The following is a 26619-nucleotide window of genomic DNA, read 5'->3' on the forward strand; positions in this document are numbered from 1 at the left end:
TCCTCAGAGATCGTCGAGCTGACGGACCGCGCGTTGGTGTGCGGAGTCCGCGGCGCTCACCTCGGCACGCGCCGTCCGGACCTGCTCACGGGCGTCGTCCAGATCGGCGTCGGTCTGGTCCTGCTCGCTCTCGTGCTCACTGAGCTGACGACGTAGCTCGTCGATCTCGGCCTGGAGCTGCAGACTCCGCGCCTCCAGAGTTGCGACCTCGTCCTCGACGTCGGCGAGTGCGCTCCGGGCTTCGGCGAGGGTCTCCGCGGCCTCGGCCACCGCGGCTTCGACGGCGACCCGACGTTTGGCCACCGCGTCCGGGTCCGGGACCACCCGCAGTTGCGGCGGAGCCGGGGGCTCGATCGGGGAGGGCGCGAAGTCGACGGCGTCGGGGATCGCGACACTCGCCGTCAGGTCGCTGACGCCGAGGCCGGTACTGCTCAACGCGGTGAGCAGAAGCCCGGTGCGTAAGGCGATGGCGGCCTGGGCGTCGATCATCGCCGCCGTCAAGGTGGCCTCGACCTGCTCGGCCACCGCGTCGCTGACCCGCTGCCCGTGTTCGCCGGCCAGTGCCCGTGCCCGGGCGGTGACCGCTGCGGTCAGCTGCCGACGCTGCTTGGTCAACGCCCGCAGATCGGCGCCGGAGAGAGTCTCCTGGGCCTCGCGCAGAGCCTCGCCGACGGCGAGGACCTGGTCCACCTGGGCCGGGTCACGGCGCACCAGGAGGTTCAGCACCGCGGCCGGAGCAGTCGGCTTGCGCAGCCCACGGATCGCCTCGGCCAGTTCGCGGTCCGTGCCGCGGTGCTCCTTGACGGCCGCGTCGCGGGCCGCGGTGAACTCGGCGACCGGCAGCCCATAGAGCCGGTCAGCGATGCGGAGCAGCGAGTCGGTCAAACCTGAGCCCAGCCCTTCGACCGCTCGACGGCGTCGAGCCAGCGTCGGTAACCGGCGTCGATCTGGCTCCGTTCGCTCTTCGGGGTGAAGGTCGCCTCCACCTGCCAGGTGGCCCGGAGCTCGTCGGTGGATGCCCAGACCCCGGTGCCCAGACCGGCGAGGAAGGCAGCTCCGATCGCCGTGCTCTCCACGAACCGGGGGCGCTGCACGTTGACGCCGAGCTGGTCGGCCTGCACCTGGCAGAGCAGGTCGTTGCTCGCCGCACCGCCGTCCACGCGCAGGGTGGCGGCGTCGCGGCCCATCGTCTCCATCACGTCGCGGACCTCGTAGGCGATCGCCTCCAGGGTGGCGCGGACCAGGTGGGCACGGGTGGTGCCGCGGGTCAGCCCGACGATCAGGCCACGGGCATGCGGATCCCAGTGCGGCGCGCCGAGCCCGGTCAGCGCGGGAACGAAGACGACACCTTCGGAGTCGTCGACGGTGCTGGCGATCGCTGCCGTCTCGGAGGCGGAGCCGACGATCTGCAGACCGTCGCGGAGCCACTGCACGGCGGCGCCGGTGACGAAGATCGAGCCCTCCAACGCATAGGTGAGCTCACCCTCGGGGGAGCGCCAGGCGGCGGTGGTCAACAACCCGTCGCTGCGGAGCAGATCGGTGCCCGTGTTGGTGAGGATGAAGGAGCCGGTGCCGTAGGTGCACTTCGCCTCGCCGGGGGCGAAGCAGGTCTGGCCGAAGAGAGCGGCCTGCTGGTCGCCGGCGATCCCGGCGATGGGCAGGGTGAGACCGCAGAACATCCGTGGGTCGGTGTCGGCGATGACACCCCAACTGGGCACCAGGTCGGGGAGCGCGTCGAGGGGCACGCCGAAGAGGTCGCACAGTTCCTGGCTCCAGTCCCCGGTGTTGAGGTCGAAGAGCAGGGTGCGGCTCGCGTTGGAGGCGTCGGTGACGTGCCAGATCCCGCGCGTCATCCGGGCGACCAGGTAGGAGTCGACGGTGCCGATCGCGTAGCGCCCCGACTCGACCAGGGCCCAGGTGTTCGGCTCGTTCTCGGCGAGCCAGGCCAGCTTGGTCGCGGAGAAGTAGGGGTCGAGGCGCAGCCCGGTCAGTTCGCGGACCCGGTCCTCATGGCCGGCCTCCTTGAGACGGGCACAGATCTCCGCGGAGCGGCGGTCCTGCCAGACGATCGCACGTCGCGGCGAGCCCAACGTCTCCCGATCCCACAGCACGACCGTCTCGCGTTGGTTGGTGATCCCGACCGCCGTCAGCGGCGGACCCTGGTAGCTGGCGAGGACCGAGCGGGTGGCCTCCAGCGTGGCCTGCCAGATCTCCTCGGGGTTGTGCTCCACCCACCCCGGCTGTGGGAAGTGTTGGGCGAACTCCTGATAACCGCGGGCGGCGATGGCACCGTCGGTGGTGACCACCAACGCGGTGACGCCGGTGGTGCCGGCATCGATGGCAAGGATGCTCATGGCTGCACGTTAGGGCATCGCCGGCCCGCTCAGCCCTCAACCTCGGCCTGCTCGGCCTACGAGCAGCGTCAGCGGACGTGAGCGCCGGTGTGGTCACAGTGCGGTCTCAGGATGCGCCACGCGCCTCGCGGTCGTTGCCATCGAGGCGCGATTCGGTCCAGAGTGAGGGTCACGCGGTTCGGACTCCGGCCGTGAGACGCGCGATCGGGAGGCAGTAGATGGCAGAGGCGCAGGCACAACCGGAGAAGGACCAACACGAACTCAAGCGGGTCCTCGGTCCTGGCCTGCTGTTGCTCTTCATCGTCGGTGACATCCTGGGTGCCGGTGTTTACGCGGTCACCGGTCGGTTGGCCGGTCAGGTCGGCGGAATCGCCTGGTTGCCGTTCCTGGTGGCGTTCGCCGTCGCGACGCTGACCGCCTTCAGCTACCTGGAGTTGGTGACCAAGTACCCGCAGGCCTCCGGTGCTGCGCTCTATGCCCACAAGGCGTTCGGCATCCACTTCGTGACCTTCCTGGTCGCCTTCACCGTGGTCTGCTCCGGCATCACCAGCGCCTCGACGTCGTCGAACCTGTTGGCCGAGAACCTGATGATCGGCCTGAACGAGTTCAACGACTCGGTGCCGACCGGCGACACCGCCTCCCTGATCACCGCCCTGGCCTTCATGGTGCTGCTGGCGCTGATCAACCTGCGCGGTGTCGGCGAGAGCGTCATGTTCAACGTCTTCCTGACGATCATCGAGATGGCTGCGCTGGCGATCGTGATCGGGATCGGCTTCTGGGTGGTTGCCAAGGGTGACGGCAACGTCGACCGGATCACCGTCTTCGAGAGCCCCGACGACAAGGGCCTCTTCATGGCGGTGACGGTGGCTACCGCGATCGCCTTCTTCTCGATGGTCGGTTTCGAGGACTCGGTGAACATGGTCGAGGAGACCAAGAACCCGGAGAAGATCTTCCCGCGGATGATGCTGACCGGCCTCGGTATCGCGGTGATCATCTACATGCTGGTCGCGGTCTCGGTGGTCGCCGTCATCCCGCCCGGAGACATCGCGGCACCGAAGAACCCGGAGGCCGGGATCCTGCTCGACGTGGTGCGGATCGGTGCGCCGGACATCAACATCGACAAGATCTTCCCGTTCATGACGGTCTTCGCGGTCGCGAACACCGCGCTGATCAACATGTTGATGGCGAGCCGGTTGATCTACGGCATGGCTCGCCAGGACGTGCTGCCGCCGGTGCTCGGCAAGGTCTCGCACCGCCGTCGTTCGCCGTACACCGCGATCGCCTTCACCACCCTGCTGGCACTCGGCCTGATCATCGTGGTCCGGCTGCAGTCCGAGAGCACCGTGATCGGCGCCCTCTCGGGCACCACGGCACTGCTGCTGTTGGCGGTCTTCTCGCTGGTCAACGTCTGCTGCCTGATCCTGCGCCGCGACACCACCACGACGCCGGCGCTGAAGGCGCCGACCTGGGTTCCGATCCTCGGCGCCGTCGCCTGTCTCTACCTGTTGGGCCCGTGGGCACGCCTGGAGGCGGACATGATCCAGTACAAGATCGCCGGTGGTCTGCTGCTGATCGGCATCGTGCTGTGGGGGATCACGATGGTGATCCACAAACCAGAAGGCGGACACTTCCAGGACATCGAGCATCTGGGGGAGTGAACACCCACCCGGCAGAGGCCGGGGACTCGCGTAGGCTTGAGCGCGTGATCCCCGACCTCGCCGCGCTGCAGGCCATTGGTGCCGCCCAGCAGCCCACGTACCCCGACCCCGCCGCAGTCGACAACGCAGTCTCCAAGCTGCGTGGTTTTCCGCCGCTGGTCTTTGCGGGCGAGTGCGACGAGCTCAAGGAGAAGATCGCGGCCGTGGGTCGCGGCGACGCCTTCCTGCTCGCCGGTGGCGACTGCGCCGAGGTCTTCGACCAGGTCAACGCCGACAACGTGCGTAACAAGCTGCGGGTGCTCCTGCAGATGGCGGTCGTGCTCACCTACGCCGGTTCGATGCCGGTGGTGAAGATGGGTCGCCTGGCCGGTCAGTACGCCAAGCCGCGTTCCTCCGACACCGAGACCCGCGACGGCGTCACCCTGCCGGCCTACCGCGGCGACGCCGTCAACGGGTTCGAGTTCACCGAGGAGTCGCGGATCCCTGACCCGCAGCGCCTGGTCGACGTCTACAACGCGAGCGCGTCGACGCTGAACCTGATCCGTGCCTTCACCAACGGTGGTTACGCCGACCTGCGCCAGGTGCACACCTGGAACACCGACTTCGTGCGCGAGTCGCCGTTCGCCCAGCGCTACGAGCAGATGGCCAATGAGATCGAGAAGGCCCTCGAGTTCATGCAGGCGATCGGCGCCGACCCCGATGAGTTCCACCGGGTCGACTTCTACTCCAGCCATGAGGCGTTGCTGCTGCCCTACGAGCACGCGATGACCCGGATCGACTCGCGGACCGACGACCCGTACAACGTGTCGGGGCACTTCCTGTGGATCGGTGAGCGCACCCGGCAGTTGGACGGCGCGCACATCGAGTACTTCAAGCACCTCTCGAACCCGATCGGTTGCAAGGTCGGCCCGTCGGCCACCCCGGACGACGTGCTCGCCCTGGCCAGCGCGCTCAACCCGAAGAACGAGGAGGGCCGGCTCACGCTGATCACCCGCTTCGGCGCGGGCAAGATCCGCGACGTGCTGCCGCCGCTGGTGGAGAAGGTGCGGGCCGAGGGCGTCAACGTCACCTGGGTGACCGACCCGATGCACGGCAACACCTTCGAGGCCTCGACCGGATTCAAGACCCGCCGCTTCACCGACGTCCTCGACGAGGTGCAGGGCTTCTTCGACGTGCACCGCGCGCTGGGCACCGTCCCCGGCGGCATGATGGTCGAGATGACCGGTGACGACGTCACCGAGATCGTCGGCGGTGGCGAGGAGATCGACGAGCACGGTCTTGCGCACCGTTACGAGTCGGTCGTCGACCCGCGCCTCAACCGCGTGCAGTCGCTGGAGTTGGCCTTCCTGGTCGCGGAGATGCTCCGCCGTTGATCGACCTGCGCAGCGACACCGTCACCGCGCCCACCCCGGGCATGCGGCAGGCGATGGCGCGCGCAGAGGTCGGCGACGACGTCTACGGTGAGGACCCGGCCGCCCGCGCCCTGGAGGAGCGGGTGGCCGGGCTCTTCGGTCACGAGGCGGCGCTCTTCGCGCCCACCGGTTCGATGGCCAACGTGTTGGCCGTACGGACCCTGGTCGGTGTCGGTGAAGAGGTGCTCTGCGAAGCGAGTGCGCACATCGCCCGCGCCGAACTGGGAGCCCACACCGCCTATACCGGCTTGGGGATGCGGACCTGGCGGCACGCCGAGGGCGGTATCGACCGCGAGGCGATCACCGAGATGTTCGCCCCGGACCTCGGGCCGTTCTTCGTCCCGACGACGGCGATCTCGGTGGAGAACACCCACAACTTCCTCGGCGGCACCGTGCAGCCGATCGAGGACCTGCACTGGCTCCGTGGCTTCGCCGACGACCAGGGATGCGCCGTACACATGGACGGTGCCCGGATCTGGAACGCCCACGTGGCGACGGGAGTCGCGCTGGCCGACTACGGCGCGCTGGTCGACGTCCTCGCGGTCTGTCTCTCGAAGGGGCTCGGCGCCCCCGTCGGCTCGCTGCTCGTCGGCAGCGCGGAGGCGATCGCCGAGTCCCGGATCTGGCGCAAGCGGATGGGCGGTGGGATGCGGCAGATCGGCATCCTGGCGGCCGCAGGTAGCTACGCCCTCGACCACCACGTCGAACGGCTGGCTGACGACCACGAGCACGCCCGGATGCTGGCCGAGGCGGTCGGCCTCGACCCCGACACGGTGCCGACCAATATCGTCGTCTTCTCGGTGGACGACGCCGCCTCCTACGTTGCTGAGGCGGCGGCGTCCGGAGTGCGGGTGAGCGCGGTCGGCGCGCGGACCGTCCGGCTGGTCACGCACCTCGGCGTCACTCGCGAGGACGCGCTACGTGCGCGGGACGTCCTCGCCGCTGCCCGCTGACGGGTAGCTCTGCGTGGGCGGCGGGCCGAACTGCGGTTGCGTCTGGCCGTGAGGCAGCTGCTGGGTGGGCTGACTCCAGCCGCCTTCGGGCGCGGGGTGGCCCTGAGCGGGATAGCCCTGGTTCGGGTACCCCTGAGTGGGATAGCCCTGGTCCGGGTACCCCTGAGCCGGGTTGTACGCCTGGGCGTACCGGGCCTGGAACTGCTTCAGGTTCGCCGGGCGCAGCGCACCCGTCGCCACCGCGATCAGGAGCGCGATGCCCAGGGCGATCAGCGGGATCAGCAAGGTGTCGACACCCTTGAGTCCGGCGAAGCCGCTCATCTCGAACTCTTGGGGGGTGCCGTCGGCCTCGAACGAGCCACGCAGCGAGGCGAGGCGGGACAGCGCAGGGATCAACGCGAAGAGGCCGACCACCCAGATTCCGAGCGTGGCCAGGGGAGAGACCGAGCTTTTGTAGACCACCACGAAGGCGGCGACGGTGAGGACGATCAGCAGCGTCGGGATCGCGAACCAGAGTCCCCAGGCGTCGGCGTGGTCGGTCGCGTAGGTGAACCGCTCGAACTGCGAGTCGCGGGTGCCGTCGAGGTCGCGGGTATCCCAGGCGGCACCGAGCCGACCACCGGCACCGGCGTGCAGGAAGTAGAGCCCGGCGTTGCCGAGGGTGGAGAGCCAGAGCGAGACGGTCTGTCGGCTGCTCAGCGGGTTCTCGGCGTCATGGGTGCCGTCGGCAGTGAACCAGAAGCAGATCCAGCCGATGAGCCCGGCGATCGGGAGCAGGGCGAGCACCGAGGCCAGGCCCCACAGCGGGGCGGCCAGGTAGGAGTGCAGACTCTTCACCCGGCCGCTGAGTCGCCCGCCCTGGCTGAAGGCGATCAGCGCGAGCACGCAGAAGACGACCAGCAGCGCGGAGAAGAAGGTCCCCGGCAGGGAGGCACCCCAGGAGAGGTCCTCGGCGTCGTCGAGGTCCATCGTCCGGGCCAGGTCGGACTCCTCGCCACGGAAGACAGCGACCAGGATCAGGGCGAGTACGGCGTAGAGAGCGGCAACCCGGAGGGCCTGGACCAGGGCTCCGGAGAGCTTGGTGAAGTGCCGGGTCTGCCGGTGAAAGAGGAGACCGATGACGCCGAGCACCAGCAGGGTGATGGTCAGTGGCATCACGCCGCCGGAGCCGACCATCTCGGCAGACTCGCCGGGAACGCCCATCGTGGCGACCAGTTTGGTGCCGGTCGCCGCGGCCAGCGCGCCGACGGTCAGCGTCATCCGGTCATCGGTGCTGGTCTCGGGGAGGTCGCCCAACCAGATCAGACCGGCCGACGCGGCAATGCCGGCGGCTACCGCCAGTACCGCGATGCCCAACGCGAGCAGCCAGGCCCATGGGTTGAGCATGGCCAGGTTGAGCTGCGGGGTGGGGCGGTGGACCGGAGGCGGTCCGGTGGGGATCCAGGCCGTCGGCGCAGCCCCGGTCGGCGGGGCGGGCGGGACCGGTGGCGCGGGTGGGAGCGTCGTCCCGGCGGGTGGCGTCGCTGACAGCGGAGCGGTGGGCGGCGCCGTCGCCGGCTCCGGATGAGGGGCGCCACACGACGGGCAGAACCGCCCGCCTTGAAGGGGTGCGCCGCATTGCTGGCAGAAGTTCACGAAGCCCTCACTTTGTCCACGATTCCGGGCGACTCTAACCGCAAGCGACCCGGGCGGGGGCCGGAAATGCCGTACGGCGCCCGAGCAGTCTCGGACGCCGTACGGGTATTACCTCAGGCCAGAGGCTTCAGTGCTGTCTAGCCCGGGGCTCAGTGCTGCTGGGGCGGCTGGCCGCCCTGGCCGGGCTGGCCCCACTGCTGGTCACCCGGGTCGGGCTGGCCCCACTGGCCGGGCTGCTGCTGCGGCGGAGGCGGCGGTGCCCACTGCTGCTGACCGGGCTGCTGGGGCGGAGCGGGCGGGGGAGCCCACTGCTGCTGACCGGGCTGCTGCTGGCCCCACTGGCCGGGCGCCTGCTGCGGCGGCTGCTGGCCCCACTGCTGAGCCGGCGGCTGCTGGCCGGGCTGCTGCCACTGCTGAGCGGGCGGCTGCTGACCCTGCTGGCCCCACTGCTGCTGGTTCTGCTGCATCTGCGCCTGCGCCTGCTGGGCGGCCTGCTGGGCCTTGGCCTTGACGGCGTTGACGTCGAGATTGCCGGTGACCACGAGCAGGATCGCCGCGACGATCAGCGAGAGCAGGAAGAAGAGGCCCGTGGTGCCGAACCCGCTGACACCGAGCCAGAGGCTCGCCTTGTAGGTCTCGTCCTCAACCTCGACCTTGAAGTTGAGGTGAGCGTTGGCGAAGCGGACCAGGAACGGAACCACGACCAGGAGCAGACCGACGTAGACCGCGACGTTGCGCAGCACCTTGGTCCGGTCGAGCGACTTCCAGATCACTGCATAGACACCGGCGACCGCGATGGCGATCGCGATCAGCGGTGCGATCCAGAAGAGCACGCCGTTGTCGTCGGCGAAGTCACCAAGCCGGTCCAGGCTCTTGCCCTGGCTCAACTCGTCGTCGCCGTCGGAGTCATAGCCGACGTTGGCGAAGACGCCGAGGGCGAGCATCCGCACACCGAGCGCGGGTAGCACAGCGACCAGCGCCATCACATCGTTGAAACCACGGGCATCGTCGTTGCCAGCGATGATCGCGATCAGGTAGATCAGGCCTGCGGCGGTGGTAGCCACCGCGACAGCGGCGATACCGACCAACGGGGCAGCCACCCAGGCGTGGATCTTCGCCCACACACCGTCGAGCCAATCGCCGCGCACGAAGCAGGTGAGCGCCAACACGACGGTCAGCAGCAGGAAACCAAGGAAGATGGCCCCGGCGATGGAGAGGTGTGCTTCACCGTCCTGAAGCCCAAGGCCAGCGGGTCCGGCCGACATGCCATCGGACTCGCTGGCGTAACCCTTCAGTTCCGGGCTCCAGATCCGCAGCACGATCGCCAGGACCAGCAGCGACAGCATCATCAGCACACCGCCGCGGACCGCGTCGATGAGCGCCGTCCTGACGTCGGGGTAGCGGGCGGTCACGCGGCGGAAGAGGAAGATCGCCACACCGAGAGCGAGCACCGTTGCGAGCAGCGGGTACTGGCCGAGGCTCGCGGTCTGGTCGAAGTCGTCGTTCCCGAGGTCGAAGATGATGTTCGGACCGAAGGTGGCACCGGTGAGCAGCAGCGTCATCGCGATCGCGCTGCCGACCTTGAGGTCCTCGGCGGTGGTGAAGGCGATGATCAGGTTCACCAGCAGGGCGACACCGAGGGCCGCGCCGACCACGGTGGCCATCCCGATCCAGTTGCCCATCAGGATCTTGCTGAAGTCGAAGGAGGGCTTGTTCGGCCCGCCGAAGCCGGGAGCGGCGAACTGCTGGCCGGGCGGTGCCCACTGCTGACCCTGCTGGGCCTGAGGAGCCTGCTGGCCCCACTGACCCTGCGGCGCCTGCTGCGCAGGAGCGGGCTGGCCCCACTGCTGCTGGGGTGCCGCGGGAGCTGGGGGCGCCTGCCAACCAGCTGCCGGGGGCTGCTGCCACTGCTGGGCGGGCTGCTGGGGCTGCTGGGGTGCCTGGGCGGTGACCCCGGCGGCAGGGTCGAACCCTTGCGGCTGAGCGGGACGGACCTGGGTCGCCTCGGCCTCAGGGGCGGGCGGAGGCGGCGTCGCCTGGGACTGGCCGCAGGAGCCGCAGAAGGCGGCTCCCGGGGTGAGTTCCGCGCCGCAATGCGGGCAGGTGCTCATGATGGGGACTCCGATCGTCGAGTCTGGGTGGGTGAAGCTATGTCGCCCACCCTAGGGGTTGTCGCGGACGGCGGGCGCGAAGTATCGCGGGGTGGCACCAGCCGCCGGTGCAGCATCTACCCAGCTGGGGAACGCCGAAACCTGTCAGGGGGCGGTCGGTGACGCGCCTTCGATCAGGACACTGCTGATCGCGGTGGTGTTGCGGGGGTTGGCGCCCGGCTTGCTGACCTTGTCGAGCCGGAGCCGCACGGTCCGGGTGGTGACGCCGGGGACCGGGACCACCTGCAGATCGGTGGTGGCGCGCAGGCGCTGCTTGATCACGGTGCCGTCGTCGAAGTGCCAGCTGACCCGCCGGATCTTGCGGTTGCTGGCGTACCAGTCCGCTCCGCTCTCGGACTTGGCGTAGCCGTTGATCAACCCGACCGAGTTCACCTCGGCCTCGTCGGCCAGGGTGAAGAGGATCTCCGTCCCGGTGGCGTCGCCGGTGATCCGGTAGGCGGTGCTGGGGTCGTCGTCGAGCATGTTGCCGACGGGATACTCGACCGGGTTCCCGGACAGGTCCTGGCCCGGAGTGGCGGGCGCTGGGGCGTTGACCTGGGCCGAGGCCGCCACGTTGGTGCTCCCGGCCGGAGGCTCCGGGGGCGGAACCACGGTCGGCGACTGGGACGGCGACGGGGAGGAGTCGGTGGTCGGTGTCTGCGAGCTCTGGGAGGTCGCATCCTTCGCGCCGGCGTCATCGGAGTCGTCGTCCTTGATCAGCAGCCATCCGCCGGCTGCGGACATCAGCAGGAGCACCACCAGGAGCGCGATCCAGGGGCCGCGCGGGGCGCGGGCGGCCCGGCGCTGCCCGGTCGGCTGTGCCGGGGGCTGTTCGCCGAAGTCGCTGACGTCGCGGGTGGTGCCGGTGGTCCAGGCGCTGGCCGGTCCGGCGCTGGGGATCGGTGCATCGACGGCGCGTTGGTTGGTGACCGTGGTGTCGGGCGTCCACGTCGCCTCGGCGGGTGCCTGGGGTGGTGCGGCAGCGGTCGGCTCGTCGGCGAAGAGTTGGTAGCGCGAGCCGGTGGCGGCGTCGGGCTGGACGGCGGGGAGCCGGACCGAGGTTGCGGTCGCGTCGTCCTCAGGCGGTGACACCACCTGAGCACCACAGTTCGTGCAGAACCGGCCAAGTTCCAGCCTGGCACCGCAGTTCGTACAGAATCTCATCACGCTGTCCCTCATGCCGACACGGGCGCGACGCCCCTGGGGGAGGTTACCGGATGCAGGTTGTACTCCGTCCAGATGACGGACTCGGTCCCGTGCGGGACGCGAGGGACGATCAGCGGATCAGCCCGCGGGCGTCGACGCGGCCCACCATGCTCGGCAACCGACGTACGGCCTGGGCCAACTCGCGCAGTTCGGTGCCGAGCAGCGCCTGTGGGCCGTCGCAGAGCGCGGTTTCCGGGTTCGGGTGTACGTCCACGATGACGCCGTCCGCGCCGACGGCGATCGCGGCACGGGTCAGCGGCACCACGAGGTCCTTACGTCCTGCCGCGTGGGACGGGTCGACGATGATCGGCAGGTGACTGGCCGCCTGGACGACCGGCACCGCGGAGATGTCCAGGGTGTTGCGGGTGGCGGGCTCGAAGGTCCGGATGCCGCGTTCACAGAGCACCACATCCAGGTTGCCGCGCTGGGCGATGTACTCGGCGGCCATCAGCCACTCTTCGATCGTCGACGACATCCCGCGCTTGAGCAGGACCGGCTTACCGGCTTCTCCGACGGCCTGGAGCAGGCCGAAGTTGGCCATGTTGCGGGTGCCGATCTGGAGCATGTCCACGTGCTCGGCGACGACGTCTATGTCGCGGGCGTCGACGATCTCGGTGACCACCGGCATCCCGGTCGCCTCGCGGACGTCGGCCAGGATCTTCAGTCCGGCGATCCCCAGACCCTGGAAGGCGTAGGGCGAGGTGCGCGGCTTGTAGGCACCGCCGCGGAGGATGGTGGCGCCGGCAGACTGGGCCATCCGGGCCGCCTCGACGGTCTGCTCGGCAGTCTCGATGGCGCACGGACCGGCGATGAAGGTGAACGAGCCGGGGCCGATCGGCACCTGGTGGCCGGGCGGGCCCACCCAGACCGTGGAGCGGGCGGGGTGGTGCTGGCGGCTGATCAGTTTGTAGGGGTCGGAGATGCGGTGTACGTCGGCTACGCCACGCAGGGTCCGTAGGTTCAGGTGGTGGAACGACTCGATGTCGCCGACCAGGCCGATGATGGTCCGGACCACGCCCTTGCTGACGAAGGCCTCGCCGCCGACGCTCTCCACCCGTTCGACCACATGGGCGATGTCGGTATCGGTAGCGCCGGGGGACATGACGATGACCATGTCATCGAGCCTAAACCCGTGCCGAAGGGTGGACAGCGGGTGCTCACCATCTGAAACCAACGGCGAGATGTCCGAGTTGTTCTTTTGGTCCTAGTCAGACGCTGAGGTGGGTGACTTCGCCCTCGATATGGCGCCGCGGTGCCAGTTCGACCAGCAGCATCGCGCACATCACCAGCGCACCGCCGCCCAGCAACCGGCCGCTCAGACCCTCGCCGCCGAAGGCGACCGCGAAGGTGGCGGCGAAGACCGGCTCCATGCTCATCACGATCGCACTCCGGCTCGGTGACAGGTGGGCCTGGGCCCAGGTCTGGCCGGCGATCGCCAAGGCGCCCGCGAAGACCGCCATGTAGACGATGGAGAGCCAGTCGCTGCCTCGGTCCGGAATGGTGATCCCGTTCGGCGCGGCCCCGATCACGCAGATCACCGAGATCGTGGCCAGTTGGATGATGGTCAGCCCCACCGCGTCCTGGGGGCGTGACCAGGCACCCAGCCCGACGATGTGCAGCGCATAGACGACCGCGCTGACCAGCGTCAGCGTCTCGCCGTAGCCGAACGCCAACCCGGCCGGCTGCAGCGTGAGCAGGCCGATCCCGGCGATCGCGACCAGGACGGCGGTCCAGGTGGCCGCCCCGATCCGGTGCCGGAGCAGCACCGCAGCCAGCAGCGGAGTGGCGACGACGTAGAGCCCGGTGATGAACCCCGAGACCGACGCCGCCGTGTGCGCCAGACCGATCGTCTGCAGGATCTGACCACCGGCGTAGAGCGCACCCAGCACCACTGCCTGGCGTCGGGCTCGGGCGCTGAGCCGACCCACGGCGCGGGGGAAGAGCAACCAGAGCACGACGGTCGCGATCGGGAACCGCAACGCCAGGAAGTCCAGCGGGCTGATCCGGTCGGTGAGGTCCTTGATCAGGAAGAAGGTGGAGCCCCAGCATGCCGTCATCGCCAACAGGGCGAGGGTGGCGAGCCGGGTGGTACGGGTCGAACTCACCGGCTGACTGAGGCCCGCAGGCGGCGCAGCGTCTCGAGGTCGGGGTTGTCGGCGTCCCGTGACCCGGGGGTCTCCAGGATGAACGGCACGCCCGCCGTCTCCGGGTGGGCGAAGAGCTCCGCGAAGGCGTTCTCGCCGATGAAGCCGGCGCCGATGTTCTGGTGCCGGTCCTTGAAGGCGCCGCGCACGTCCATGGAGTCGTTGGCGTGGATCAACCGGAGTCGACCCGAGCCGCCGATCTCGGCGATGCGTTCCACAGCGCGGGCGGCGCCACCTTCTTCGTCGAGCGGCTCGGCGGCGAAGACATGGCAGGTGTCGAGACAGATGCCAGCCTTCGGGTGGTAGTCGACGGCGGCCAGGTAGGGCTCCAGGTCCTCGACACCGGCGCAGAGCGAGCGGCCCTGACCGGCGGTCGGCTCCAGCAGCAGCCAGGGTGCGTCGTCGCCGTCCAGAACATCGAGCAACGGCAACAGGCCCTCGCGGACCTGACGCATCGCGGCGGCGAGTTTCTCCGGGCTCCCGGCCGGGTCGACATACGAGCCGGTGTGCACCACGACGCCCTCGGCACCGATCTCGGCCGCACGCTTGAGGTTGTGGGCCAGGACAGCGACCGACTTCTCATAGGTCGCCGGCGTCGGCGAGCCCAGGTTGATCAGGTACGGGGCGTGGATGAACGCGCGCGTCCCGGTGGCGGCGCACCGCTCCCGGAAGAGCTCGTCCTCGCGCGGATTGCCCGCCGAGTGGGCCCAACCGCGGGGGTTTCCCACGAAGACCTGGAGGGTTTCGCAACCGAGTCCGTCGGCGTCGTTCAGCGCGCCGCTGGCGAGGCCCTTACCGACCTGGAGATGGGTACCGATCGGGTTGCGCAGGGCGGGGGTGGAGAGGTCAGGCACTCGGCTGATCCTACCGTTGCCCTGGCGGCGTCGATCCGCCGGATGAGGCAGTCTCAGAAGACCGTCAGGGTGATCGTGCTGCCCTTGGGGACCTTGTCGCCCGAGCCCGGGTTGGACGAGATCACATAGCCCAGCCCGATGCTCTCCAGGTGCCGCTTGACCTTCACCTTGAAGCCGAGATCCTCGAGCTTCTCGGTGGCCGCATCCACTCCCATCGCGCGTACCGAGGGAACCTCGACCAACGGAGGCCCCTGGGAGACGACGACCTTGATCGTGTCGCCCCGGTAGACCTGACCGTTCTGCGGAGACTGCGAGATCACGTCGCCCTCGGCCACCGTCTCGCTGTAGTCCTCAGAGCGATCGATGGAGACCTTGGTCCGCTTGGCCCACGCCTCGACGCGCTCGAACCGCTTGCCGGTGAAGTCCTTGACCGTGATCGGCTTGCGACCCTTGCTGACCACCAGGCTGACCCTGGTCGTCGGCGGGCGCTGTTCGCCGGCCTTGACCGTCTGTCCGTCCACCTCGACCCGGATCGCGATCCCTTCGGGCACAGTCTCGGAGAAGACCTCGACGGTCTCGTCGTAACTGAAGTGCTCGGTGAGCAGGGCCTGGGCGTCGTCCTCGGTCTGCTTGCGGACGTCCGGGATCGGGTAGAGCTCCTTGCCCAGCGAGAGCACCACGGTCACGGTGCCGCCGTTCAGGACGCGGTCACCTGGACCGGGGTCGCTGCTGAGCACCTGCCCCTTGGCAACGTCGTTGGAGTAGGCGGGAGTGCCGAGCTCGAACTCGAGGCCGGCGTCGGTGATCTTCTGCTCGGCCTGTGCGGAGGTGAGGTCCAGGACGGCCGGGGTGGTGGTCCAGCGGGCGACGCCGAACCACCAGGCGCCGGCGCCGATCAGGGCGGCGAGAAGCAGCGCGACCAGCAGCAGGAGCGGGCCGCGACGGCGTGACCGCGGGGCTTCGTCGTCCTCGTCGGCCGTGGCGCCGGTCGGGGAGCCGACGCCGCCAGGAGGCGGGAGTGCGCCGTCACGGCGGATCGGCGGGTGGGCCAGGGGTGAGCGGTCGAAGGTCGTGGTCACCTCGACGGCCGGGCGGGCTGCGGTGTCGGTCGGCGATGCGCCGGCGCCGGGCGGGACCTGCTGCGCGCCGAGCGGGTCCGGGGTGGTGTCCTCGTGGAACTGCTCCTCCTGCTGGGCGACGACGCTCGGCGGAGCGAGGTCGGCCACCAGGTCGGGGTCGTCCCAGACGCCGTCGGCAAGTGCTTGGCGGACCTGGCGGACCAGGTGCAGCAGCACCCGGGCGTCTGCTGCGCGGTGCTCCCGGTCGCGGGCGGTGGCCCGGGCGACCAGGGCGTCGAGGTACGGCGGGATCCGCAGCTCAGGCTCGGTGGCTGCGACCAGCGACGACGGCGGCGGCACGTCCTCGTGGACGTGCTTGTAGGCGACCTGGATCGGCGACTCGCCCTCGTGCGGCTTCTTGCCGGTCAACAGCTCGAAGAGGACCACGCCGGCGGCGTAGACGTCGGCGCGGGTGTCGGCGCGACCGTCGACGACGAGCTCCGGTGCCAGGTAGGAGACGGTGCCGATCAGCACCCCGCCGGTCGCGGTGTGCTGGGTGTCCGCGCTGATCGCCTTCGCCAACCCGAAGTCGGCGACCTTGGGGGAGCCGCCGGGGGTGTCCGGGATCAGGACGTTCTCGGGCTTGATGTCGCGGTGGATGAGGCCGGCCTGGTGCGCCGCCGCCAACGCGGCGAGCACCGGCTCGATCAGGGCCAGCGCCTTGAGCGGTGGCATCGGTGCCTGCTGACGGATCACATCGCGCAGGGTGTGGCCGGGCACGTACTCCATGACCAGGAAGACGGTGCCGCCCTCGGCGCCCTGGTCGTAGACGGCGACCACATTCGGGTGCGAGAGCCGGGCGGCGTGCTTGGCCTCGCGGACGAACCGCTCGGCGAAGTCGCCGTCGTCGCCGAGGCCCGGGTGCATCACCTTGACCGCGACGGTGCGGTCGAGCCGGGTGTCGATCGCCTCGTAGACGCCGGCCATCCCGCCTCGGGCGATCCGATCGCCGATGCGGTACCGACCGTCCAGCAACCGTCCGATCAACGGGTCGTCGGTATCCCGCTCCGGTCCAGAATTCACGGTTGCTGTCCTCACACACGGGCGGAAAAGGGGAAGGGGAGACACTCCGCCGGGGCAATCCTACGAAAGCGGACCCAGGGGACGGGCTGCGCGGACCTGCTCGGCGTGGCGGCCGTTTTCCTCGCGCCCTCGGAGAGTGTCAGAGTGGACCCTATGAATGAGGCTTCCGACAACACTTCCGATCTGGCCGTCCTCGTCGAGGAGTGGTTCGACTGGGCCGAGGCCGCGAAGGCGCTCGGGGTCAGTGTCAACCAGATCCGGACGATGATCCGCGAGCACCAGTTGGCTGCGGCGGTCCCGGTTCCGGGAGCTGGCCAGAAGATCCCCGCCCTGCTGATCCAGGACGGTCTGATCGTCAAGGGCGTTCCGGGTCTGCTGACGGTCTTCCACGACGGTGGACGCGACGACCGCGAGTGCATCGAGTGGATCTTCACCGAGCAGGCCGACCTGCCGGGGCGCCCGATCGACGCGCTCCGCGAGAACCGTGGCTCGGAGGTAAAGCGCCGCGCGCAGGCGATCGCGCTGTGAGTTCGCCGCGGTCCGGGCCGCGTTGGCTGCGCCTGCTCGGCGGTGTGCTGGTCGCCCTGATCGCGATCGCCGGTTGGTGGCTCCAGTCGGGGCCGGACAGTTCCGGCGGCGACCGCACGCCCGACGCCGCCACCGCTCCCGCGACGCCCGGCGTTACCGGGAAGCCCGGCTCGACCGCGAATCCTGGCTCGAACGCGAAGCCGCAGGCGACCGCGAAGCCCGACGCGGGGCGGACCGGCACCGACCCGGTCTCCGGGCTGCGGTGGGTCGCGGTGGACGCGCTTCCCGCCGAGGCTGCGCGGACTTTGCGGCTGATCGACGACGGCGGACCGTTCCCGTACGACCGCGATGGGATCACCTTCGGCAACTACGAGGGCATCCTGCCGAAGCGGGCGCGTGGCTACTACGCCGAGTACACGGTGCCGACCCCCGGTCTCGACCACCGTGGTGCGCGCCGGATCGTGACCGGCGACGGCGATGAGTACTACTTCACCGGCGACCACTACGCCAGCTTCGAACGGATCGACCGGTGAGCGGGCTCGCTGCGGTACTGCGCGGCGACGTCGCGGCGGGCACCTACCGCTGGGAGAGCGCGCTGGAGGTCGACGACGTCGCCCGCGCGGTGGGGACCGCGCACTGGGCGTTCGGCCATCTCGACGGTTGGCAGGCGAGCACCAAGGCCGAGGTCCTGGCGGCGCTGGGGGAGAGTCTCGACTTCGCCGACCACTACGGCCGCAACCTCGACGCCTTCGCCGACTGCCTCGCCGACCTCGACCAGGATCGGGTCCTGCTCTGGGACGGCTGGTCCACTCTGGCCCGGGCCGAGGGTGCCACGTTCGCCACGATCCTGGGGATCATCGCCGCCCAGCGCGACTCCGCCGCGCAGCCGCGACTGGTGGTCCTGCTTCGCGGCCCGGGGCCGGAAACAGCCGACATTCCGCTGTTGGAATGAACTGAGCGCTACTCGCTCGGCTAGCATGCTCCACCGTGTCTACACCGTCGCCCATACCTCGCCTGATCCGCCGTGGAGCGGTCGCGTTGGTGATCCTTGCGGTGGTGTTGATCATTGCCTTCAGCAACTCGTTCGGCCGCGCGGAGCCGACCGGCAACTACCGGCCGCCGCTCCCGCCCGTCACCTTGGACACCGGCTGCTACCCGCTGCCCGACGGCGTCCACTTCGACTTCTCGTACCAGACCCGGCGCGACGGTGACGTCGAGACCGACCGCGGTATCCGCCGGGTGCTCCGCATCCAGTGGAACCTGGTCGACGTCGAGCAGGCACGACGCAATGTTCTCGCGGCGTTCACCGACGCCGGCTTCACGGTGGTCTCGGATGAGCCGCGGTCGGCGACCGTCACCCGAGCCGACGTCGGCGAGGTCAGTTGGCGACTCAGCCCGCTCGACGTCTCGCCCGACACCATCGTGCAGGGCTGGGTGGTCTTCGACCTGCCCGCCATCGCCCGTCAGTCCGACGCCGAGGAGTGTGGTTGGCCCTCGGTGACCAAGCGCTTCGGGAAGGACCTGCTGTGAGCAGGGTGCACCGCGCGCTCGACAAACTGGTCGAGCTCCGATCCCGACTGCCGCGGATCGAGGTCTTCCTGCTGATCCTGGTGGTCGCGCACGTCGTGCTGAAGGTGATCCTCTACCCGCAGGTGATGGACGCCAAGCTGATCGGCGACGAGACCTCGTACGTCAACGGTGGCCGAGCCTTCTCCAACGCGGTCCGCGACCTGGTCGCCGGTGGCGGCGTCGACGTCGCCGAACTGCAGCGCAACGTCATCTCCAGCGGCTGGTTCATGCCCGGGATGATGCTGTTGCTGACGCCGCTCTTCATCGTCGACCCGGACGCTTCGCTGAGCATGATCCGCGGCTACCTCGGGGTCTGCTCCACGCTGATCCTGCTGCTCGCCGTCCAGGTGGTGCGCCGCAACCTGGGCGACCGGTACGCGGTGGCGCTGCTGATCTTCCCGGGCCTGGTCCCGATGTGGTTGCTCTTCTCGTTCGCCGCGTGGGGCGACCTGACCGCCGGCCTGATCGCGGTGATCTTCCTGGCCTTCCTGGTGCCGGTGCTGCGCAGGATCCGGTCGGGGGAGGGCATCGTCTGGCGTGACGGTCTCCAGCTCGGTCTCCTGGCGATCGCCGTCGTCTACTTCCGCTCCAGTGCTTCGGTGCTCGCGGTCGGGCTCTGCCTGGTGGTCGGCCTGGTGATCCTGGGTTCGCTGCGCGGCAAGGTCCGGCTCCGGAGCTTCGGCGCGATGGTGGTGGCCGGAGTCGCGTTCGTCGCGGTGTTGGTGCCGTGGTCGATCGCCGCCAGCCAGACCCTGGACAGCCGGGTGCTGACCACCACCTCGGTGGCCAATGGCACCGCGAACACCTTCGGCGACCGGCGCCAGGTCTGCTTCGGCCCGTGCGACCCGGGCAGCACCCTGTGGTTCGCCCCGGTGCGGTACTCCCGCGAGGTGGGTCGGGCCACCGGTCTCGGCGAGGTCGAGGTCCAGGAGCAGATGTCGGCGTTCGCGCGATCCGAGGTGACGGCGCAGAGCTACTCCAGCCAGGTGCTCGCCAACTTCGGCTCCTACCTCTTCAAGCCGGCCGGTTTCGCGATCCACCTGCAGCCGCCGAACTCCGGGCAGAACCTGCCCTACTGGCTGATCGCGATCAGCACCAACCTGATGTTCTTCCCGATGCTGGCCGGTGCCGTGTTGATGATGCTGGGGATCTTCCGGACCTCGTTCGACAACCGGTTCCTCAGCCTGCTGCTCACCCTCGGTCTCGGGTCGTTGGCATTGCAGCCCTTCCTGCACGTGGCGGGGGCCCGTTACTGGACCACCGCGGCCCCGATGCTGGCGATGGCGACGGTGCTGCTCGGTGGCGAACTGCTGGCCAGGAAGCGGGGTCATCGTGAGGCGTTGCAACCGGCAAGCGAGAATCATCGCGGTGATGTCGTGCTGGCCAAGTGGCTGGACCGCGCGCAAGGGGCCTTGGCCGTCGGCCTGGTGCTGATGGTGGCCGGCCTGATGATCCTGGCTGCGCTGTGATGAGGGAGGACGAGAACGTGGGGACCGAGCAGGAGCGCGGCGATGGCCGCCGCAAAGTCACCTATGTGCTTCCCGTCTACGAGGAGGCCGACAACATCGCGGTCTTCCACCAGGCTCTGGTGGAGGCCACCGACCAGCGGCCGGACTTCGACTTCGAGTACATCTACATCGACGACGGCAGCAAGGACGACTCGCTCGACCGGCTGCTGGCGCTGCGCGAAGCGGACGCCCGGGTCACCGTGCTCAGCCTGTCGCGGAACTTCGGGCACCAGCTTGCGGTGACCGCAGGCCTCGACATGGCCGCCGACGCCGACGCGGTGATCGTGATGGACACCGACCTGCAGGACCCACCCCGGGTGAGCCTGGAGATGCTGACCATGTGGGAGGACGGCGTCGACGTCGTCTTCGCGCAGCGCCGCAGTCGCCAGGACAGCGCCTTCAAGAAGTCGACGGCGTGGGCGTTCTACTGGGTGCTCGACAAGCTGGCCTCGATCGAGATCCCGCGCAATACCGGTGACTTCCGGCTGATGGACCGCGCGGTCGTCGCCGAGGTGGGCCGTTACCGCGAGCACGCCCGCTTCCTGCGCGGCATCGTGGCGCACGTGGGCTTCCGCCAGGAGGCGCTGCTCTTCGACCGCGACTCGCGGCACGCCGGCTCGACCGGGTACCCGCTGCGGAAGATGCTGACGTTCGCCGCCAATGGCATCGTCGGCTTCTCGACCACGCCGCTGAAGATGATCTCCCGGCTGGGCTTCGCGATCTCGGCGATCTCGGTGCTGTTGGCCGTCTACGTCTTCGGGGTCCGTGTCCTCGACCCGGACAGTGCTGTCCCCGGTTGGGCGTTCCTCGGCGTCGGCATGTTCCTGCTGAGCGGTTTGCAGCTGATCATGATGGGTGTGATCGGCAGCTACCTGGGCCGGGTCTACGTCGAGGTCCAGGACCGCCCTCTCTACTCATTGGCGCTGGCAGCCCGTGGTGACCGTGGCGCTGAGCGCGCCCCCCGGCGCTCGGCGGTCGAGCGGTCATCGGTGGTCGAGGGGTCATCGGTGGTCGAGGGGTCATCGGTGGTCGAGCCTGTCGAGACCACATCCCCTCGCCCGGTCGAACGCCGGAGCGAACGCTGATCCGGCGTCTCCTGGACCGCACCGTGGTGCGGTTCGCCGGGGTCGGTGTGATCAACACCGCCCTGGATATGGGGCTCTTCCTGCTGCTGCAACCCTGGCTCGGGATCGTGGCGGCCAACTTCCTCTCCACCAGTGCCGGAATGACCTTCAGCTTCGTGGTCAACGGCCGGTTCACCTTCGGGGGCCAGCGCGCGACGCTCCGCAAGGCGCTGCTCTTCCTGGCGACCACCGGCACCACGATGTGGGTGCTCCAGCCGGTCGTGATCCACCTCCTGTTGGAGGTGATCGACAGCGTCGCCTTGGTCAAGCTGCTCGCGATCGCGGTCAGCTTCGTCGCCAACTTCGCCGCCTATCGCTTCGTCGTCTGGCCCATCGAGCACCCGAACCGTCAGGCATAAGCGCCGAACCGTCAGGCACACGCGCCGAACCGTCAGGCGCACGCGCCGAACCGTCAGGCGCACGCGCCGAACCGTCGCCTACGGCAGGTGAGCGCGGGTGAGCTGCGCTCAGACGACGCGGCGGGTGGCCGCCTCGGCCATCGCCTTCAACCCCGGGGTGGCCTCACGCCGCAGGCCGGGGTCGGCGAGCGCGGCGAGCGACTGCGCGGTGAGTTCGTCGATCAGCTCCTCGACCTGTTGCTCGGCACCGCTGTTCCGGATCAGCGCCCGGAGCTGTTCCACCTCGGTGACGTCGAGGTCGCGGCCCAGCGAGCGATCCAGCAGCTCAGCGTCGGCTGGGGCGGCGGCGTCCAGGGTCATCGCGACCAGGACGGTGCGTTTGCCTTCGACCAGGTCGTCGCCGGCCGGCTTGCCGGTCACCTCGGGGTCGCCGAAGACGCCGAGTTGGTCGTCGCGCAGCTGGAACGCCTCACCGAGCGGGAGGCCGTAACCGGTGAGAGCGGAGATCTGCTCGGCGCTCGCCCCCGCCAACGCCGCACCGATGTGAAGCGGCCGTTCCACCGAGTACTTGGCGGACTTGTAGCGGAGCACGGTCATCGCGGTGGCGACGTCGGCCTTGGCCCGGGCCTGGACCGAGACATCGAGGAACTGACCGGCCACCACTTCGGAGCGGCACAGGTCGAAGAGGTCGAGGGCTGCCCGGACCCGCTCCCACTCCAGGCCGCAGCGACGAAGCAGTTCGTCCGCCCAGGTCAGCAACAGGTCCCCGAGCAGGATCGCGGCCGCGGCGCCGTACTGCACGGGGTCGCCGGTCCAGCCGTCTGCCTGGTGACTGGCCTCGAAGGCCTTGTGCGTAGCGGGACGGCCGCGGCGGGTGTCGGAGGCGTCCATCAGGTCGTCGTGGACGAGCGCACTGGCCTGCAGGAACTCCAACGCGGCGCAGGCCCTGAGCAGCGCGGCGCGGTCGGACGCCGCCGGTTCTGCGATCGCGGAGTAGCCCCACCAGCAGAACGCCGCACGGAGCCGCTTGCCACCACGGAGCGCAGTCCGGGCTTCGGCGAGCAGGGCGGCGGCGTCGTCACCGAGCGGAGCGAGCCGCTCGGCCTGGGCGGCAAGGAAGGTGTCGATCACGCCCTGGAGGTCGGCGCGGAAGGTGGCGTCGTCGAAGGCAGGCGCAGTCACAGGGTCGAGCCTAGCCAGCGTGGGCGCCACGGGCGCCAGCGGTCCGGGGGAGTACGCCCAGTGGAATCGGCGACCGAGGCGGGCCCCGACCACCTAGACTCGGCCCATGACTGCGCAACCCCGCCGTATCGGCGAGCTCATCCGTCAGGGTGAGCGTTCTTTCTCGTTCGAGTTCTTCCCGCCCAAGGACGAAGCCGGCGAAGCGCAGCTGTGGCAAGCGATCCGCGACCTGGAGCCGTACCGCCCGACGTTCGTCTCGGTGACCTATGGCGCCGGCGGCTCGACGCGGGACACCACGGTCGCGATCACCGAGCGGATCGCGCGTGAGACCAGCTTGGTCCCGATGGCCCACCTGACCTGTGTCGGCCACTCCGAGGGCGAGTTGCGGACCATCCTGGACACCTATCGCGACGCGGGCGTCTACAACGTCCTGGCGCTGCGGGGCGACCCGGCCGAGGGGCCGCGTGCTGCGTGGACCGCCACCGAGGGTGGCCTGAACCACGCGGTCGAGTTGGTCGAGCTGGCCCGCAGCCACGCCGACCTCGAGGTCGGCGTCGCGGCGTTCCCCGAGGGCCACCCGTCAGCGGAGTCCCTGGACGCCGACGCCGATGTGCTGGTGGCGAAGGCCAACGCGGGTGCCGAGTTCGCGGTCACCCAGATGTTCTTCCACGCCGCCGACTACTTCGCGCTCGTCGAGCGGGTGCGCGCCCGCGGGGTGAACATTCCGATCCTGCCGGGCATCATGCCGATCCTGAACCTGAGTGCGATCCGTCGCCAGGGTGAGCTGATCGGCACCAACGTGCCGCAGGACATCGTGGACCGGATCTCGGCGTTCGACGGCGACCCGGCCGCGGTCCGTGCCGAGGGCATCAAGATCGCCGCCGAGCTCTGCGACGAGCTACTGGCCGGCGGCGCGCCGGGCCTGCACTTCTACACGTTGAACCGTTCGAAGGCGACGCTGGAGATCTTCGCGGCTCTGCAGATCACTGCCTGACGCGTGCTGCGGCGGTGACGCCGCGCAACACCCGTGATCGACCTCTCGAGGCCGGTGCCTGACTCAGGCGCCGGCCTCTGCCTCTTCGATCTCCTGTGCGACCAGGGCAGCCGAGAGGCCGACCCACGGAAGGCCTGCGCCGGGGACGGTATGGGCGCCGGCAGCGTAGACGCCCGGGAGCGGGGTCGCGGTGCTGATCTTGTGACGCAGCGTGTTGCGACCCTGCCAGAGCACGCCCATCGGGGAGCTCTGCCAATTCTCGACCTGGGCTCGGGGCGAACGGTCGACCCGGACCTCGACGTGAGGGCGGATGTTGATCCCGCGTCGCGCCAGCGCGAGGACGATGTCCTCGGAGAGCAGGCCGCGGCCGAGGATCGTCCAGGCCTGGGCGCCGTCCGGGGCGCGGCCGGTGGTCCGGACCACCAGCATCGGGTCGCCGTGCAGGACGACTTCGTGGGGGAGTTCGGGAATGTCGTCGCCGGTCAGACCGAGGTGACAGACCACGGGCGGTAGCGCGGGCAGCGTGCGGCGGACGTGGTCGGCGAGCGCCGGTAGCGCGCGTGGGTCGATCGCGGTGACCACGTAGTCGGCGTCGATCTCGCCGGCGTCGGTGGAGACTGCCACGGCGCGGCCTTCCCGGAGCACGATGTCGTGCACGGTCACGCCGGTCCGCACCTCGACCTTACGGGTCTCCAGGCGGGAGGCCAGGGCGCCGCTGAGTTGGCTGAGTCCGCCGGGCACGGTCCAGCTCCCGAAGTTCTGTTCGACGTAGCTCAGCAGTCCGGCCCAGCCCGGGACGTCGCGCGGGTCGTGACCCTCGAAGACGGCGTTGTGTTGGGCGAGGGTCCGTAGACGCTTGTCCTTGAACGCCTTCTTGGTGCGCTTGGCCAGCGAGGTCCGGGTGAAGAGCACGTCGTGGACGGCCTTCTCGGTCACCTTCGGTCGCCACGGACGTTCGAAGTAGGTGCGGCGCAGGAGGTCCCACTCGTCGGCGAAGCTGCTGACGTAGTCGGCCCACTGTTCGCCGAGGCCGGCACCGAGGGCGTCGACGGCGTCGATCTGGACGCCGCGTGAGCCGCCGGGAAGGCGGACCGTGCTGCCATCGTCGAAGCGGTGTTCCCGGATCAGGGGCTCGGAGATGAGGTCGATCTCGCGCTCGAGTGGGCGGCCGGATTTCCGGAACAGGTCACGGATCACGGCCGGGAGCAACGTCGAGGTCGGGCCGGTCTCCCAGGCGAACCCTTCGGCCTCGATCTGCGAGACGGCGCCGCCCAGTTGGGGCAGCCGTTCCAGAAGGGTGACCTCGTGTCCGCGCTTCGCCAACCGTGCCGCGCTGGCCATGCCTGCAAAGCCGCCGCCGATCACCACCACTCGTGCCATGGGCAGAACCCTAGAGGACCGCGGAGTGCGGGCGGGCGCCTATGTCGTGGGTTCGCATGGCCACTGGTCCGGGCGCGGGGCGCCGGACCTGTCAGGCGCGCACCGAAGCCGCCGGTGACCACTCGGGTTCCGGAGGAGCGGGCTTGCTGGCCGTTCGAGTTGGTTCAGTCGAGTTGGATGGTGCCGAGGTTGGTGACCAGCCAGGTTTTGTCCGCGGTGGTCGGTCCAGAGGTAGTTGCCGTCTTGGTGCGTTGGTAGCGCCATCGGCCGTGGGTCTTGGCTAGGTGGTGGCGCCTGCAGAGCGGCGCTAGGTTCTCGGGCGTGGTTTGGCCCGGTGGGCCACGTAGTTCAGAGGTACCGGCGTCGTATGCGGTGATGTGGTCGAGATCCGCATCGGCCGATGAGCGGGTGCAGTGCGGGAAGACGCAGTGCGGGTCGCGTTGACGGACCTGTTCGGCCATCCAGGCGGGTGGGTCGTGCCGGTTCACGGTGCCGGTGCGGTTCAGGTCGATGACCGGGGTGATCGTGGCGATGGAGCCGTGGCGTTGGAGCCAGTCGGTGAGCTGCTCCACGAGCACGGGGCCGAGCTTGTCGGTGTCAGCGATCGCGAGGTGGTCGGTGCCGAACAGATCGGCGAGCGTGGTGTGTACGAAGACCCGCCGCCGGCCCCGTGCCGTCGAAGCCGGGGAGTGATCTCGACAAGCTCGATCAACGGAACTCCGGTGGTCGAGCTTGTCGAGACCTCCCAGGTCGGGGATGTCCTGCGCCTCGGCGATGGAGCCGAGTGCCTTCGCCTTCCGTTGACCCAACGCGTCCACATCTCCAGCGCGGCGTAGCTTTTCGGCCTCTTCACAGACCAGGTCATGGAACCGGGCCAGGTCCAAAGAGTCACCCACCACGTCCAACGTGGAGGTGCCCGATGCGGTGCCTGCCGGCCCGTACTTGTGCGTGAGCGCCACATCCCAATCCGCCTTCGAGAGCGGGCCGGTCTTGTCGCGGATCAACTCGGGGTGGAACTTCGCGACCGCCATCGCCAACGTGCGTTCGATGGTCGGCCAGCCATACCGCTCACCAACACCAAGCTGGGTATCGAACCAGGCAGCAGCCTCAGCGGAGAGCTTCCGGGTCAGCTCCGCGACCCGGCGTGCTTTCCAACCCGGCACCTCCAACAACTCAACCTTGGCCCAGAACCGCGGGAGCCGGTGGTGCAGATCCAGGGCATCGGCGAGCAGGGACATCGCCCCCTGGGCGGGTGAGGTTCGCGGCGACCGCGAAATCCTGCGCGGCGACCGCAGCAACCGCCGGAGTACCGGGACCGCCAGGCCCTGATCTCGACAAGCTCGATCACCGATGGACCTGATCTCGACAAGCTCGATCACCGATGGACCTGATCTCGACAAGCTCGATCACCGGTGGACCTGATCTCGACAAGCTCGATCACCGGTGGACCTGATCTCGACAAGCTCGA

At 69.3% G+C, this 26619-nt stretch carries 24 protein-coding genes; 12 read left to right on the forward strand and 12 right to left on the reverse strand.

The features are described from left to right. Positions 1-3: 3 nt before the first annotated feature. Together ACLM5J_RS15110 and glpK are read right to left on the reverse strand one after the other, a co-directional pair. The gene (locus ACLM5J_RS15110; protein ID WP_413657271.1) at positions 4-885 is read right to left on the reverse strand and encodes a hypothetical protein; all 882 of its coding nucleotides are present in this window, start codon (positions 883-885) and stop codon (positions 4-6) included. Next, positions 882-2354, reverse strand: coding sequence for a glycerol kinase GlpK (glpK, locus tag ACLM5J_RS15115; protein WP_413657272.1), 1473 nt, complete (start codon positions 2352-2354; stop codon positions 882-884). Before glpK ends, ACLM5J_RS15110 begins: the two co-directional genes overlap by 4 nt. A 218-nt stretch (positions 2355-2572) precedes the next feature. On the opposite strand from glpK, the gene ACLM5J_RS15120 reads away from it, so the two are divergent. From ACLM5J_RS15120 to ACLM5J_RS15130, 3 genes are read left to right on the forward strand one after another with little or no spacing between them, the layout of a single operon-like run. Further along, entirely contained in the window at positions 2573-4012 is a 1440-nt protein-coding gene (locus ACLM5J_RS15120) for an APC family permease (protein WP_413657273.1), read from the forward strand. 44 nt (positions 4013-4056) lie between these two features. Further along, positions 4057-5385 carry a class II 3-deoxy-7-phosphoheptulonate synthase gene (locus tag ACLM5J_RS15125; RefSeq protein ID WP_413657274.1) on the forward strand — a complete coding sequence of 443 codons (1329 nt, stop codon included), beginning with the start codon at positions 4057-4059 and terminating at the stop codon, positions 5383-5385. Further along, positions 5382-6377: a threonine aldolase family protein gene (locus ACLM5J_RS15130; protein ID WP_413657275.1), complete on the forward strand. Its 996-nt coding sequence runs from the start codon at positions 5382-5384 to the stop codon at positions 6375-6377. Before ACLM5J_RS15125 ends, ACLM5J_RS15130 begins: the two co-directional genes overlap by 4 nt. Here ACLM5J_RS15130 and ACLM5J_RS15135 read toward each other — a convergent pair. Then, positions 6342-7763 carry a hypothetical protein gene (locus tag ACLM5J_RS15135; RefSeq protein WP_413657276.1) on the reverse strand — a complete coding sequence of 474 codons (1422 nt, stop codon included), beginning with the start codon at positions 7761-7763 and terminating at the stop codon, positions 6342-6344. The genes ACLM5J_RS15130 and ACLM5J_RS15135 overlap by 36 nt on opposite strands. On the opposite strand from ACLM5J_RS15135, the gene ACLM5J_RS15140 reads away from it, so the two are divergent. Then, the gene (locus ACLM5J_RS15140) at positions 7762-7944 is read left to right on the forward strand and encodes a hypothetical protein (RefSeq protein ID WP_413657277.1); all 183 of its coding nucleotides are present in this window, start codon (positions 7762-7764) and stop codon (positions 7942-7944) included. The two genes, ACLM5J_RS15135 and ACLM5J_RS15140, sit on opposite strands and share 2 nt — an antisense overlap. A gap of 217 nt (positions 7945-8161) precedes the next feature. Here the strand turns inward: ACLM5J_RS15140 and ACLM5J_RS15145 are convergent, their stop codons facing one another. The 6 genes from ACLM5J_RS15145 to pknB all read right to left on the reverse strand — a co-directional run bounded on the left by ACLM5J_RS15145 (position 8162) and on the right by pknB (position 16507). After that, positions 8162-10123, reverse strand: coding sequence for a zinc ribbon domain-containing protein (locus ACLM5J_RS15145; RefSeq protein ID WP_413657278.1), 1962 nt, complete (start codon positions 10121-10123; stop codon positions 8162-8164). 144 nt (positions 10124-10267) lie between these two features. Further along, positions 10268-11254, reverse strand: a complete 987-nt coding sequence (locus tag ACLM5J_RS15150; protein ID WP_413657279.1) for an NADase-type glycan-binding domain-containing protein — start codon at positions 11252-11254, stop codon at positions 10268-10270. Positions 11255-11438: 184 nt separating this feature from the next. Then, positions 11439-12482, reverse strand: a complete 1044-nt coding sequence (gene aroF / locus ACLM5J_RS15155) for a 3-deoxy-7-phosphoheptulonate synthase (protein WP_413657280.1) — start codon at positions 12480-12482, stop codon at positions 11439-11441. A gap of 94 nt (positions 12483-12576) precedes the next feature. After that, a complete protein-coding gene (locus ACLM5J_RS15160) occupies positions 12577-13473 on the reverse strand; it encodes a DMT family transporter (RefSeq protein ID WP_413657281.1) in 897 nt (298 codons plus the stop codon). Beyond that, the gene (locus ACLM5J_RS15165) at positions 13470-14366 is read right to left on the reverse strand and encodes a deoxyribonuclease IV (protein ID WP_413657282.1); all 897 of its coding nucleotides are present in this window, start codon (positions 14364-14366) and stop codon (positions 13470-13472) included. The genes ACLM5J_RS15160 and ACLM5J_RS15165 overlap by 4 nt, the downstream gene beginning before the upstream one ends. Positions 14367-14419: 53 nt before the next feature. Continuing rightward, entirely contained in the window at positions 14420-16507 is a 2088-nt protein-coding gene (gene pknB / locus ACLM5J_RS15170; RefSeq protein ID WP_413657283.1) for a Stk1 family PASTA domain-containing Ser/Thr kinase, read from the reverse strand. 153 nt (positions 16508-16660) lie between these two features. Between pknB and ACLM5J_RS15175 the strand changes: the two genes are divergently transcribed. Genes ACLM5J_RS15175 through ACLM5J_RS15205 form a run of 7 tightly spaced genes read left to right on the forward strand, consistent with a single transcriptional unit; the run spans position 16661 to position 21595 of the window. Further along, on the forward strand, positions 16661-17035 hold the full coding sequence (locus tag ACLM5J_RS15175; protein ID WP_413657284.1) for an Rv2175c family DNA-binding protein: 375 nt from the start codon (positions 16661-16663) through the stop codon (positions 17033-17035). Continuing rightward, positions 17032-17568, forward strand: coding sequence for a ribonuclease domain-containing protein (locus tag ACLM5J_RS15180; protein ID WP_413657285.1), 537 nt, complete (start codon positions 17032-17034; stop codon positions 17566-17568). Before ACLM5J_RS15175 ends, ACLM5J_RS15180 begins: the two co-directional genes overlap by 4 nt. Next, on the forward strand, positions 17565-17987 hold the full coding sequence (locus ACLM5J_RS15185) for a barstar family protein (protein ID WP_413657286.1): 423 nt from the start codon (positions 17565-17567) through the stop codon (positions 17985-17987). The genes ACLM5J_RS15180 and ACLM5J_RS15185 overlap by 4 nt, the downstream gene beginning before the upstream one ends. 35 nt (positions 17988-18022) lie before the next feature. Further along, positions 18023-18565, forward strand: coding sequence for a hypothetical protein (locus tag ACLM5J_RS15190; protein WP_413657287.1), 543 nt, complete (start codon positions 18023-18025; stop codon positions 18563-18565). Beyond that, positions 18562-20073 (forward strand): hypothetical protein, encoded by a 1512-nt coding sequence (locus tag ACLM5J_RS15195; protein ID WP_413657288.1) that lies wholly within the window; start codon positions 18562-18564, stop codon positions 20071-20073. The genes ACLM5J_RS15190 and ACLM5J_RS15195 overlap by 4 nt, the downstream gene beginning before the upstream one ends. Beyond that, the gene (locus tag ACLM5J_RS15200; RefSeq protein WP_413657289.1) at positions 20073-21197 is read left to right on the forward strand and encodes a glycosyltransferase family 2 protein; all 1125 of its coding nucleotides are present in this window, start codon (positions 20073-20075) and stop codon (positions 21195-21197) included. Before ACLM5J_RS15195 ends, ACLM5J_RS15200 begins: the two co-directional genes overlap by 1 nt. Before the next feature lie 23 nt (positions 21198-21220). Beyond that, entirely contained in the window at positions 21221-21595 is a 375-nt protein-coding gene (locus tag ACLM5J_RS15205) for a GtrA family protein (RefSeq protein WP_413657290.1), read from the forward strand. Positions 21596-21703: 108 nt separating this feature from the next. Here the strand turns inward: ACLM5J_RS15205 and ACLM5J_RS15210 are convergent, their stop codons facing one another. Continuing rightward, a complete protein-coding gene (locus tag ACLM5J_RS15210) occupies positions 21704-22777 on the reverse strand; it encodes a polyprenyl synthetase family protein (protein WP_413657291.1) in 1074 nt (357 codons plus the stop codon). 106 nt (positions 22778-22883) lie between these two features. Here ACLM5J_RS15210 and metF point away from each other — a divergent pair, with 106 nt between their 5' ends. Beyond that, the gene (gene metF, locus ACLM5J_RS15215) at positions 22884-23771 is read left to right on the forward strand and encodes a methylenetetrahydrofolate reductase [NAD(P)H] (RefSeq protein WP_413657292.1); all 888 of its coding nucleotides are present in this window, start codon (positions 22884-22886) and stop codon (positions 23769-23771) included. Between the two features lie 63 nt (positions 23772-23834). On the opposite strand, the gene ACLM5J_RS15220 is transcribed toward metF, so the two are convergent. Both ACLM5J_RS15220 and ACLM5J_RS15225 read right to left on the reverse strand, forming a co-directional pair. Next, a complete protein-coding gene (locus ACLM5J_RS15220; RefSeq protein ID WP_413657293.1) occupies positions 23835-25151 on the reverse strand; it encodes a phytoene desaturase family protein in 1317 nt (438 codons plus the stop codon). 164 nt (positions 25152-25315) lie between these two features. Further along, the gene (locus ACLM5J_RS15225) at positions 25316-26530 is read right to left on the reverse strand and encodes an HNH endonuclease signature motif containing protein (RefSeq protein ID WP_413657294.1); all 1215 of its coding nucleotides are present in this window, start codon (positions 26528-26530) and stop codon (positions 25316-25318) included. Between the last annotated feature and the right edge of the window lie 89 nt (positions 26531-26619).

This window comes from Nocardioides sp. Bht2 (assembly GCF_047308515.1).
Lineage (GTDB): Bacteria > Actinomycetota > Actinomycetes > Propionibacteriales > Nocardioidaceae > Nocardioides.